The following is an 11,203-nucleotide window of genomic DNA, read 5'->3' on the forward strand; positions in this document are numbered from 1 at the left end:
GTATGACGCGGGCGCAGTGGCAGGTCCTCACGACGGTCTCCGCGGGCACCGCGCTGCTGCTGCTCGACGTCACCGTGGTGAACGTCGCCCTACCCGCGATCGCGGGCGACCTCGACGCCGACTTCGCGCAGGTCCAGTGGGTGATCGACGCGTACGCGCTCACGCTCGCCACGACCCTCCTGACGGCGGGCGTGCTCGCCGACCGGCTGGGACGCCGGCGCGTGTTCGTCTGGGGGCTGCTCGCGTTCGTCGCGACGTCGGTCGTGTGCGCGCTGGCCCCGGACGCGACGACGCTCGACCTCGCCCGGGGGGCGCAGGGGATCGGGGCGGCCGCGATGTTCGCGACGTCGCTGCCCCTGCTCGCCGACGCGTTCGGCCCCGAGCGGCGCGGCTTCGCGCTGGCGGTGTGGGGCGCCGTGACGGGCGCGGCGCTGGCCCTCGGACCGGTGGTCGGCGGGCTGCTCGTCGACGGTCCGGGCTGGCGCTGGGTCTTCTGGCTCAACGTGCCGGTCGGGCTGCTGCTCGTGCGGGCGACGCTCCGCGTCGTGGCGGAGTCCCGCGACCCGCGACCGCGGCGGCCGGACCTCCCCGGGATGGTGCTGTTCGGCGCGGCGGCGTTCGCCCTGACCCTCGGGCTCGTCCGCGCCCACGCCGACGGCTGGGGCGCGCCGACGGTCGTCGGGGCGCTGCTGGCGGCGGGCGCGCTCGCGGTCCTGTTCGTGCTGGCCGAGCGGCGGCATCCCGACCCGATGCTCCCTCCGGCGCTGTTCCGGGTCCCGGCGTTCACGGGCACGCTCGTGGTCGCGTTCGCCCAGTCGCTGGCGCTGTACCCGCTGTTCCTCTACCTGGCGATCTACCTGCAGGACGTCCTCGGCCACGGGCCCACCGGGACGGGGCTGCGGCTGCTGCCGCTGACGCTCGTGCTATTCGCGGTCGCGCCGCTGTCGGGCCGGCTGACCGGTCGGCTGCCGCTGCGCGTCCCGCTGGAGGCGGGACTGCTGCTGATCGCGCTCGCGCAGCTGCTGCTGCGGGCGGTGGAGCCGGGCTCCGGGTGGGAGGTGCTGCTCCCGGGGCTCGTCGTCGGCGGCCTGGCGATCGGCGTGATCAGCCCGGCGCTGGCGGCGGCGCTGGCGGCGGCGATGGTCGCGGTGCTCCCGCCGGAGCGGGCGGGCCTCGCCTCCGGGGTGACCAACACGTTCCGTCAGCTGGGCATCGCCACCGGGATCGCCGCGCTCGGCGTGCTGTTCTCCGACCGCGTCGCCGGCGCGCCGGACCCGGCGACCGGGGTCGTCGACGGGCTCGACGCGATCTTCCTCGCGGCCACGGTGGTCGCGCTGGCGGGCGCCGCGCTCGCGTGGCCGCTGCTGCGCGGACTGCGGGTCAGCGCCGCTTCAGCGTGATGCCCTCGAGCACGTGCGCGACGGTCTCGCACGCGTCGACGGAGGCCTCGAGCGAGGCGAAGATGTCCTTCCAGCGGATCACGGCCATGGGGTCGATCCCGCCGACGAAGAGGGCGGCGACGCCGTCGCGCTCGAGCCGGTCGCCCTCGTTCTCGAGCCGGTGGATCTCGACGAGGTGCGTGCCCATGTCGCTGCCCGTCCGCAGGCACCGCAGCGCCCGCGCGACCTGCTCGCCGGCGCCGACGAGGACGTCGGCGAGCGCGACGGCCTGCTCCATCGGCGCCTCGACGCGGTAGACCGACAGCTCGTCCGCCGTCTGCTCGGCGTAGTCGACGACGTCGTCGAGCGCGGTGGCGAGCGCGTGGATGTCGGCCGGGTCGAACGCGGGACGCCGGCGGCGGGCCGCGCCGTTGAGGCGGTGGATGATGTCGTGGGTGATGCGGTCGCCCTCGTGCTCGCAGAGGATCAGCTCGCGCGCGAGCTCGTCGTGCTCGGGGTAGTCCTTGAGGAGGTCGCGGAGCAGGAGACCGGCGCGCTGCACGTTGCGACCGGACTCCTCGAGGAGTCGCAGGAGCTCCTCGTCGGGCGCGGCACGGCGCAGCAGGAGTGGCATCCCGGCGACCCTAGGCGCCGCGCCGTTCGCGGACCACGCGGTTTCACCGGTCTTTCACATCCGGTTCACGAGTCGGTCACAGGCCGCCGGTCCCCGCGCGTGGAGGATCGCCGCGATGCACGCAGCCGCCTCCCCCGATCCCGTCCTGCGCGTCGGCGAGCTCGAGGTCCGACCCGCGGAGGGCCTGGCCCACGCGGCGGGACGGACGCTCATGCTCTCGGTCCGCGAGTTCGGCCTGCTCGTCGCGCTCGTCGGCCGTGCCGGCCACATCGTGCGCCGCGAGGACCTGTACCGCCAGGTCTGGGGCGCGGAGCTGCGGCGCGGCGACCGCAGCGTCGACGTCTACGTCCACAAGCTGCGCGTGAAGCTCGAGGAGGCGCTCCCGGGCGTGCGCTCGATCCACACGCACGTGGGCTTCGGCTACCGCCTCGAGCTCGAGCCGATCACGAGCGATTCACACCCTTTTCACAACGAGGGCACACCTCGGTAACAGACTCCGGCGGGCCCGCTGGGAGCCTGCCGAGCGCATGAACAACCAAAAGGAGAAGCAGTGAGGTCACGTTCCATCACCGCGGCGCTCGCCTGTGGCGTGCTCGCGTTCGGCGTCGTCGCCTGTGGCGACGACGACGAGGACACCACCGCCGGGGGCACGGGGACCAACTCCGAGCAGACGGCCGACGGCGGCAGCAGCGCCGACCTGTCCAGCTTCAGCGGCAGCATCCGCATCGACGGCTCCTCCACGGTGCAGCCGGTGGCCGAGGCCGCGAACGAGGGCTTCACCGGCGGCGGCGCCTCGACCGAGATCTCGGTCGGCGGCGTGGGCACCGGCGACGGCATCGACAAGTTCTGCCGTGGCGAGCTCGAGATCGCCGACGCCTCGCGTCGGATCGAGGCCGAGGAGCTCGAGGCGTGCGAGAAGGGCGGCGTCGAGCCGGTCGAGGTCCAGGTCGGCATCGACGGCCTCTCGGTCATCGCCAACCCGAACCTCGCGATCCCGAACGACTGCATCACCACCGAGCAGCTGAAGCAGCTCCTCGACCCGAAGTCGAAGGTCGCCAACTACTCCGAGCTGGGTGACGGGTTCCCCGACACCGAGTTCGCCGCGTTCACCCCGGGCACCGAGTCCGGCACGTACGACTTCTTCACCGAGACGGTGCTGGAGACGGACGCCGAGCAGCGCACCGACAAGGTCGAGACGTCCGCGGACGACAACCAGATCATCCAGGGCATCTCGGGCACCGACGGCGCGATCGGCTACGTCGGCTTCTCGTTCGCCGACCAGAACAAGGACAAGGTCAAGATCCTGAAGGTCGACGGCGGCAACGGCTGCGTCGAGCCGACGGTCGAGACCATCGCGTCCAACGAGTACGCCCCGCTCTCGCGGCCGCTCTTCATGTACCCGAGCGTCGCGGCGCTGGCCAAGCCCGAGGTCAAGGGCTTCCTCCAGTACGTCCTGGACAACAACGAGGAGATCGTCCGCGCGGCCGACTACGTGCCGCTCACCGACGAGCTCAAGACCGCCTCGCAGGCGAGCCTCGACGCAGGCAAGCCCGTCACCGCGGCCGACCTCAAGTAGGGAAGGACCGGGCCGATGGCATCAGGACCCGAGGTCGTCGGCCGCCCTGGCGCCACGAGCATCTCGCTCGTGCGCCAGCGCACCCCGCGCTCCGTCGGCGAGCAGGGCATCAAGCTCCTGCTCGCCGGCGCGGCCGGTCTGTCGATCCTCATCACCGTGCTGATCCTCGCGGCGCTCGTCCGCGAGACGATCTCGTTCTTCGGGGAGGTCCCGGTCGGGGACTACCTCTTCGGGACCGACTGGAACCCGCTCGCGGGCGGCGAGTCGCAGTCCTTCGGCGTGCTGCCGCTGCTGTGGTCCACGCTGTACCTCACCGGCATCGCCCTCACCGTCGCGATCCCGCTCGGGCTCGGCGTCGCCGTCTACCTCGCGGAGTACGCCTCGCCGCGGATCCGCAAGATCTTCAAGCCGGTCATCGAGCTGCTCGCCGGCATCCCGACCGTCGTGTTCGGCTTCTTCGCCCTGCAGTATTTCACCAAGACGTTCCTCCAGGGCTGGCTGGGCCTCGACGTCAACATCTTCAACGGCCTCAGCGCCGGGATCGTGCTCGGCTTCCTCGTCCTGCCGACGATCGCCTCCGTGTCCGAGGACGCGCTCTCCGCCGTCCCCGCCTCGCTGCGCGAGGGCGCCGCCGGCCTCGGGGCCTCCAAGCGCCAGACGACGATGAAGGTCGTCTTCCCGGCCGCCCTCTCCGGCGTGGTCGCCGGGCTCGTCCTCGGCGCCTCCCGGGCCATCGGCGAGACCGTGATCATCCTGCTGGCCGCCGGCAACGCGCCGAACCTCAGCCTCGACCTCACGATCAGCCACCAGAACATGGCGGCGTTCATCGCCAACACCGCGCGCTCGGACGTCGCGGCGGGATCGATCGGCTACTCGACGCTGTTCGCCGTCGGCATGACGCTGTTCGTCATCTGCTTCACCCTCAACCTCCTGGCGATCCGCTTCGTGCGGAAGTACCGCCAGGTCTACGAGTAGGACCTGACCGCCATGTCGACCGTCGCCGAGACCACCATCGCCCGGAAGGCCGTCACCCGCTCCTCGGGTGGCGAGAGCACGAAGGGCGCGATCTTCCTGTCGCTGCTCTGCCTGACCCTGACGATCTCCGTCGTCTTCCTCGTCGCGCTGATCTTCAGCGTCGCCCAGGACGGCGTCGGCCGCCTGGACACCGGGCTGATCACCGAGTACTCCTCGCGCTTCAACATCGAGAACGCCGGCCTGCGCGCCGCGATCCTCGGCACGCTCTGGCTCATGGGCCTGACCGCGCTGGTCATCATCCCGATCGGGGTCGCCACGGCGATCTACCTCGAGGAGTACGCGGACCCGACCAAGCGCATCAACCGCATCATCGAGATCAACATCCAGAACCTCGCGTCGGTCCCGTCGGTCGTGTTCGGCCTCCTCGGCCTCGCGATCTTCGTCCGCGGCGAGCTGTTCGGCGCGAACTACTCGCTCCCCTTCGGCCTCGCGACCGGTCGGCCGACGCTGCTGGCCGGGGCGCTGACGCTGTCGCTGCTGGTGCTGCCGGTGGTGATCATCGTCTCGCGCGAGGCGATCCGCGCCGTGCCGCCGTCGATCCGCGAGGGGGCGCTGGCGCTCGGCGCGACGAAGTGGCAGACGATCTGGAAGCAGGTCCTGCCGGGCTCCGTGTCGGGCATCGCGACCGGGGTGATCCTCGCGCTGTCCCGCGCGATCGGGGAGACCGCGCCGCTGATCCTCGTCGGCGCCGCGTCGTTCCTGCTGTTCGACCCCGCCTACGACAAGACGTTCACGGCGCTCCCGATCTCCATCCTCTCGTTCACCGGGGAGGCCCGCGCAGGCTTCCTGGATCTCGCCGCGGCCGCGATCATCGTGCTGCTGGTCATCCTGATCCTGATGAACTCCGTCGCCATCTACCTGCGCAACCGCTATGAGCAGAAGTGGTAGTCCCGACCCCGAACCCGACGACCTCGACTCCACGCAAGGACCCGACATGAGCACTCCCGAGGACACCGTGGCGTCCGAGCGCGAGACCGCGCCCGCGGCGCAGACCAAGATGGGCGTCAGCGCGGGCCTGCGCAAGGACACCCGCGACCCCGGCGCCACCCGCAACGAGATCTTCAAGCTCAGCGGGCTGGGCGTCACCTACAGCGGCAAGGTCGCCGTCGAGGGCGTCGACATGTCGCTCTACGAGAACGACATCACCGCGTTCATCGGCCCGTCCGGCTGCGGCAAGTCGACCGTCCTGCGGTGCCTGAACCGCATGAACGACCTCGTCCCGGGCGCCACCGTCCAGGGCACGCTGACCTACCACGACGTCGACCTCTACGCGCCCGAGGTCGACCCGGTCGCCGTGCGCCAGCGCGTCGGCATGGTCTTCCAGAAGCCCAACCCGTTCCCGAAGTCGATCTACGACAACATCGCGTTCGGCCCGCGCGTCCTGGGCATGAAGGGCGACATGGACGAGATCGTCGAGACCTCGCTGCGCAAGGCCGCGCTGTGGGACGACGTCAAGGACCGCCTGAAGGACAACGCCTTCGGCATGTCCGGCGGCCAGCAGCAGCGGCTGTGCATCGCCCGTGCGATCGCGACGTCCCCCGACGTGATCCTCATGGACGAGCCGTGCTCGGCCCTGGACCCGATCTCCACCGGGAAGATCGAGGAGCTCATGCTCGAGCTCAAGTCCCAGTACACGATCGTCATCGTCACGCACAACATGCAGCAGGCGGCGCGCGTGAGCGACCGGACGGCGTTCTTCATCGTCGACCTGTCGGCGGGCGAGTCCAACCGCATCGGCCGGCTCGTCGAGCTGAACCCGACCGAGAAGGTCTTCACCAACCCGGACGACTCCCGCACCGAGGAGTACGTCACCGGCAAGTTCGGCTGAGCGCCGGTCGGACCCCATGGCAGAGTCGCGCACGCACTTCACCGAGGAGCTCGCCCGCATCGAGGAGGCCGGACTCGGCGGCCTGCAGATCGTCGTCGGGCAGATCGACCGCACGCTCGAGGCGCTCCAGCACCAGGACGTCGAGCTGGCGACCCAGGTCATCCACGACGACGACCGCGTCGACGGCCGCTACCTCGAGGTGCACCAGTCGATCCTGTCGCTGCTCGCGCTGCAGGCCCCGGTCGCCGGGGACCTGCGGCTCGTCGCCGCGCTCCTGCACGTCGTCAAGCACATGGAGCGCATGGGCGACCAGTGCGTGAACATCTGCAAGCTCCTGCCGCTGCTTGGCCACGAGCCGCCGGTCGACGAGGAGATCCAGACGAAGATCCTGCGCATGGGCCAGCTCGCCCGGTCCGAGGTCGTCCAGGCCCGGCAGGCGTTCTCGATGCGCGACGTCGGTCTGGCGGAGGACATCCTGCGCCAGGACGAGGAGATCAACCAGATCAACCGCGAGCTGTTCCGCCGCGCGATCCGCATCGGCACCGACGAGGACGCCCGCGAGTGGGGGATGACGATGGCGATGATCGCCCGCGCCCTCGAGCGGATCGGCGACAACGCGGTCGACATCGGCGAGCAGACGGCGTTCGTCGTCACCGGGCTGTTCCGGGAGTTCTCGGACTCCTCGCACCCCACGCAGCGCCTCGATCGCTGATCGACCGGTTGCCGGTGCGCGGATGTGTGCGGTTCGGCACACGTTCGCAAGGTCCTGTGAAAATGTCGTGACCAGAGCCCGCAACCCGGTTTTCGCGACGGGGTAGTGGCTACCATGGGCCGCGTCATGCACGACCTGATCCCCTCCGGTGCGGACCCGCTCCGCATCGCGGTCATCGACACCGACTCCGGCTTCCTGCAGGTGCTCGGCAAGCGCCTCGAGCGCTTGGGCTGGGAGCACCGCGTCCTCGCCGGTGCGGTGCCCGTCGAATCGCTCGTCGCCATGCGCCTCAGCGCCCTGGTCGTCGATCTCGCCACGCTCGGCCCCGCCGCGTGGGAGTACCTGGACAAGCTGACGACCGGGCTTCCCGGTCTCGGCGTCATCGTCTGCACCGGGCAGTCGACGGTCGCCCAGCGCGTCCGCGGCCTGCGCCTCGGCGCCGACGACTGGCTCGGCAAGCCGTGCCACCCCGAGGAGCTCATCGCCCGCATCGAGGCGGTCGTCCGCCGCCGCCGCCGCAGCGAGGATCGCTCCGCGGCGCCGATCGCGGCCGGCGAGATCGAGATCCGCTCCGACCGCTTCCAGGCGTTCGTCGGCGACCGCTCGATCGACCTCACCCGCCGCGAGTTCGAGCTCATCGAGCTGCTCGCCGGGGCGGAGGGCCGCGTCCTGGAGCGCGAGGAGATCTACCAGCGGGTGTGGGGCTACGCGATGGCCCGCGGCGACCGCTCGGTCGACGTCTTCGTCCGCAAGCTCCGCCAGAAGCTCGAGAAGGCGTCCCCCGACTGGCGGTACATCCACACGCACTTCGGGGTCGGGTACCGGTTCGCGCCGGAGCCGGTCGACGGCGAGCCGCCCGCGCCGCGGCCGGAGCTCAGCGTCGTCCCGGACCCCGCGTCCGCGGACGCCGAGCGTCTCGCCGCCGCGCTGCGGTAGCCGGGGCTCCCGGCGCGGTACGCTCACGACGTGAGCACCGGCCTGCGCAACACGCTGATCGTCTTCGCGATCGCCGCCGCCGTCCACTTCGTCCCGGGCGGTGGCAGCACGGCCGACACCGTCGGCGCGCTCCTGTCGATCGCGATCACGGTCTGCTTTGTGCTGATCGGCGCGCGCCTGTACCGGGAGAACCGGGTCGAGATCTTCTCGTTGGGCGACCGTCACCGCGGCCTGCTGTATGGGGCGCTCGGCGTCGCCGTGTTCGCGATGGCCGCGCGGCGCGAGCTGTGGGAGACCGGGGCGGGGCTGCTGCTGTGGATGCTGCTGATCGGCGGGGCGTCGTACGCGCTCGTGCAGGTCTACCGGTACTACAAGAGCTACTCGTTCTGACGCCGTTTCGGCACAGGATCGTCACACCCTGGTGGTAGCGCCGTGACGCGGCGTCCCGGATCGTCGGTCCCATGGCCGACGGCACATCTCCGGGACGCGGACAGGCGGGACAGGCGAGCGTCGAGCTCGTCGCGCTGCTGCCGCTGATCGCCCTCCTCGCGGCCCTGCTCGTGCAGGGCGCGCTGGCGGGCTGGGCGCAGTGGTCGGCGGGGTCGGCCGCCCGGGCCGCCGCTCGTGCGGCGGCGGTCGGCAGCTCGCCCCAGGACGCGGCGCGGGCCGCGGTCCCCGACGGGCTCCGCCGCGGCGTCCGCGTGCGCCCGGACGGCGAGGGCGTTCGCGTCACCGTCCGGATCCCGGCGCTGGTCCCGGGCGTCGGCAGCGTGCACGCGCGCGCCCGCTTCACGCCGCAGGGGGCGGGGTCGTGAGCGTCCGCGACGACCGGGGGCAGGCGAGCATCGAGCTCGTCGCGATCCTGCCGCTCGCGCTGGTGGTCGTCCTCGCGATCGCGCAGGTGCTCGCCGCCGGCGGGGCGCGCGAGCTCGCCGCGACGGCGGCGGCCGCCGGGGCCGCGGCGCTCATCCAGGGCGGCGACCCGGAGGCCGAGGCCCGCGCCGCGGTCCCCGGCCGCGACCGCGACGACGTCGACGTGCGGATCCGGGGTCGCCGGGTCACCGTCCGGGTGCGGCCGCGCGCGGTCGCCGGCCCGGTCGCCGACCTGCTCGTCGCCGAGGCCACCGCGGACGCGGGGGAGGCGGCGGTCCGATGAGCGTTCCCGACGTCTCCCGCGTCGTGCTGCTCGCCGGCGCCGCCGACCCGACCGCGGTCGGCGCCGCGCTCGCCACCGGCCTGCGGTCCGCGCGCGGCGACGGCGTGGCGGTGGTGGCCGTCACGCCCGGGTCGGCCTGCGGCACGGGCGCGCCGACCACGGCTCCGGCCCGCGCGGCCGCCCGGCGCCTCGCGGCGTCCCTGCGGCTGCGCGGCACCCACGCCACGGCCAGCGGCCGGCTGGTGCACGTCCGGCTCGCCGACGAGCCGCTCGCGGCCACCGCCGAGGCCGTCCGCGTGGCCGCGGCCTGCGACGGGCCGATGGTGGTCGTCGTCGCCGGGCCGCGCGAGCCCGCGCACGACCCCCTCGTCGCCTCGGCCGACGTGGTCGTGGCCGCGGTCCCCGGCACCGTGCCGGACGGTCTGGCGGCCGTGGCGCGGGCGGACGGGATCGCGCACGTCGTCGCGCTCGACCCGTCGGTCCTCGCGCGCGGCCTGGCGCTCACGGGCCTGCCGGTGCTCGCCCCGCTGCGCGCGCTCGGCCGCACGCTCGTCGAGGAGGCGGCGTGACCCGCCTGCGCGACGACTCCGGGCAGGCACTGTTGCTCGTCCTCGGCGCGGTGCTGCTGGCCGGGGCGCTCACGGCCGCGATCGTGGCGGTCGCCGCCGGCTTCACGGGCCGTGGCGACGACCAGCGGGCGCTCGACCTCGCGGCGCTCGCGGCGGCCGGCGTGATGGCCGACCGCTACGCCGAGGTGACCGATCCGATCGGGGAGCCCGGTCCCGGCGCGCCGCTGCCCGTCGGCCTGGACCTCGACGGCTACCGCGCCGCCGTCCGCGACCGCGCGGTCGCCACCGCCGCCCGCAACGGGCTGCGGGACGTGCGCGTCGACTTCCCCGGCGCGGGCCCGGGCGCGGTGCCGCTGCAGGTCCGGGTCCGCGCGGCGCGCGGCGGTGGGGCGGACGGTCCCGACGCGGCGCTCGCGGCGATGGCGGAGGCGCTCCCGCCCGCCGCCGCGGTCCTGCCCGCGACCGCATCGGGCGCGGGCGCCTACGACGGGCCGCTCGCCTACCGCGACGGCAAGCCGATGCGCCCGGACGTCGCCCTGGCCTACGACCGGCTGCGCGCCGCCGCCCGCGCCGACGGCGTCACGCTCGTCGTCGTCTCCGGCTTCCGCTCCGACGCCGAGCAGGCCGTGCTCTACGCCCAGCACCCCGACCCCAGGTGGGTCGCACCGCCCGGCAAGAGCCTGCACCGGCTCGGCACCGAGCTCGACATCGGCCCCCGGTCCGCCTATCCCTGGCTGATCCGCAACGCCCGTCGCTTCGGCTTCCTGCAGCGCTACTCCTGGGAGCCCTGGCATTACGACTACTCATTGCGTAGTAACCTTTCGGGTTGTGTCCAAGGTCTGGGCGGGCGTCGTACGCGTGTCGCACATGGGCGCCCGCCGATCGGGCGCCGACGACTTCCACTCCGAGCGCGATCAGGTCGCGGCGCTCGAGCGCGCCGTCGCGCGGCTCGGCGGCGACCTCGAGCTTCTCCCGGCCGAGCTCGGGGTGAGCGGCGGCCTGCCGCTCGCCGACCGGCCGTCGCTGCTCGCCGCCGTCGAAGGGGTCGAAGCGGGCCGGTACCGAGGGATCGTCGTCGCCTACCAGTCGCGGCTGGCGCGCGACACGCTCGAGGAAGAGCTCATCCATCGCCGGGTCGAGGCCGTCGGCGGGTCGGTGCAGTTCGCGACCGGCGCCGTGGACGGCGCCACGATCGACGGCAGGCTGCAGCGCCGGCTGCTCGGCGCGTTCAACGCGGCGGAACGCGAGCGGCACGTCGAGCGGTTCGCCGATCTCCGGGAGGCCGCGACCCGTGCGGGGATCTGGCAGCGACGACAGACCCCGGCCGGGTACCGGCGCGATCCGGACACGCGACGGCTCGTGCCCGACGACCGCGCCG

General features: G+C 72.9%; 14 protein-coding genes and 1 pseudogene. 14 read left to right on the forward strand and 1 reads right to left on the reverse strand.

The features are described from left to right. Nucleotides 1-2: 2 nt before the first annotated feature. Nucleotides 3-1,400 (forward strand): DHA2 family efflux MFS transporter permease subunit, encoded by a 1,398-nt coding sequence (locus C7Y72_RS13850; protein WP_107569460.1) that lies wholly within the window; start codon nucleotides 3-5, stop codon nucleotides 1,398-1,400. Here C7Y72_RS13850 and C7Y72_RS13855 read toward each other — a convergent pair. After that, nucleotides 1,381-2,013 carry a DUF47 domain-containing protein gene (locus tag C7Y72_RS13855; protein WP_107569462.1) on the reverse strand — a complete coding sequence of 211 codons (633 nt, stop codon included), beginning with the start codon at nucleotides 2,011-2,013 and terminating at the stop codon, nucleotides 1,381-1,383. The two genes, C7Y72_RS13850 and C7Y72_RS13855, sit on opposite strands and share 20 nt — an antisense overlap. A gap of 115 nt (nucleotides 2,014-2,128) precedes the next feature. Between C7Y72_RS13855 and C7Y72_RS13860 the strand changes: the two genes are divergently transcribed. The 13 genes and pseudogenes from C7Y72_RS13860 to C7Y72_RS13920 form a co-directional block, all read left to right on the forward strand. Beyond that, nucleotides 2,129-2,503 (forward strand): winged helix-turn-helix domain-containing protein, encoded by a 375-nt coding sequence (locus C7Y72_RS13860; RefSeq protein ID WP_107569464.1) that lies wholly within the window; start codon nucleotides 2,129-2,131, stop codon nucleotides 2,501-2,503. A gap of 60 nt (nucleotides 2,504-2,563) precedes the next feature. Beyond that, nucleotides 2,564-3,589: a phosphate ABC transporter substrate-binding protein PstS family protein gene (locus tag C7Y72_RS13865; protein WP_158276855.1), complete on the forward strand. Its 1,026-nt coding sequence runs from the start codon at nucleotides 2,564-2,566 to the stop codon at nucleotides 3,587-3,589. A 15-nt stretch (nucleotides 3,590-3,604) separates the two neighbouring features. Next, the gene (gene pstC / locus C7Y72_RS13870) at nucleotides 3,605-4,564 is read left to right on the forward strand and encodes a phosphate ABC transporter permease subunit PstC (RefSeq protein WP_107569468.1); all 960 of its coding nucleotides are present in this window, start codon (nucleotides 3,605-3,607) and stop codon (nucleotides 4,562-4,564) included. A 12-nt stretch (nucleotides 4,565-4,576) separates the two neighbouring features. Continuing rightward, complete coding sequence (gene pstA / locus C7Y72_RS13875; protein WP_107569469.1) at nucleotides 4,577-5,512, forward strand: phosphate ABC transporter permease PstA; 936 nt, start codon at nucleotides 4,577-4,579, stop codon at nucleotides 5,510-5,512. Nucleotides 5,513-5,621: 109 nt separating this feature from the next. Then, on the forward strand, nucleotides 5,622-6,452 hold the full coding sequence (gene pstB / locus C7Y72_RS13880; protein WP_107569809.1) for a phosphate ABC transporter ATP-binding protein PstB: 831 nt from the start codon (nucleotides 5,622-5,624) through the stop codon (nucleotides 6,450-6,452). A 16-nt stretch (nucleotides 6,453-6,468) separates the two neighbouring features. Beyond that, entirely contained in the window at nucleotides 6,469-7,164 is a 696-nt protein-coding gene (gene phoU / locus C7Y72_RS13885) for a phosphate signaling complex protein PhoU (RefSeq protein ID WP_107569471.1), read from the forward strand. Nucleotides 7,165-7,290: 126 nt separating this feature from the next. After that, nucleotides 7,291-8,100 (forward strand): response regulator transcription factor, encoded by an 810-nt coding sequence (locus C7Y72_RS13890; RefSeq protein WP_233243854.1) that lies wholly within the window; start codon nucleotides 7,291-7,293, stop codon nucleotides 8,098-8,100. Nucleotides 8,101-8,130: 30 nt separating this feature from the next. After that, the gene (locus C7Y72_RS13895; protein WP_107569475.1) at nucleotides 8,131-8,490 is read left to right on the forward strand and encodes a hypothetical protein; all 360 of its coding nucleotides are present in this window, start codon (nucleotides 8,131-8,133) and stop codon (nucleotides 8,488-8,490) included. Nucleotides 8,491-8,561: 71 nt separating this feature from the next. After that, nucleotides 8,562-8,915, forward strand: coding sequence for a TadE/TadG family type IV pilus assembly protein (locus C7Y72_RS13900; RefSeq protein ID WP_107569477.1), 354 nt, complete (start codon nucleotides 8,562-8,564; stop codon nucleotides 8,913-8,915). Then, on the forward strand, nucleotides 8,912-9,256 hold the full coding sequence (locus C7Y72_RS13905) for a hypothetical protein (RefSeq protein ID WP_107569479.1): 345 nt from the start codon (nucleotides 8,912-8,914) through the stop codon (nucleotides 9,254-9,256). The genes C7Y72_RS13900 and C7Y72_RS13905 overlap by 4 nt, the downstream gene beginning before the upstream one ends. Beyond that, on the forward strand, nucleotides 9,253-9,825 hold the full coding sequence (locus C7Y72_RS13910) for a hypothetical protein (RefSeq protein WP_107569481.1): 573 nt from the start codon (nucleotides 9,253-9,255) through the stop codon (nucleotides 9,823-9,825). The genes C7Y72_RS13905 and C7Y72_RS13910 overlap by 4 nt, the downstream gene beginning before the upstream one ends. A gap of 518 nt (nucleotides 9,826-10,343) precedes the next feature. Then, a pseudogene (locus C7Y72_RS24275) lies at nucleotides 10,344-10,616 on the forward strand (M15 family metallopeptidase); the annotation flags it as partial. Nucleotides 10,617-10,653: 37 nt separating this feature from the next. Beyond that, nucleotides 10,654-11,203: recombinase family protein (locus C7Y72_RS13920; RefSeq protein WP_146175377.1), on the forward strand; the 550-nt coding region annotated here is incomplete at its 3' end.

Source organism: Paraconexibacter algicola, from assembly GCF_003044185.1.
In the GTDB taxonomy this organism is placed as follows: Bacteria; Actinomycetota; Thermoleophilia; order Solirubrobacterales; family Solirubrobacteraceae; genus Paraconexibacter; species Paraconexibacter algicola.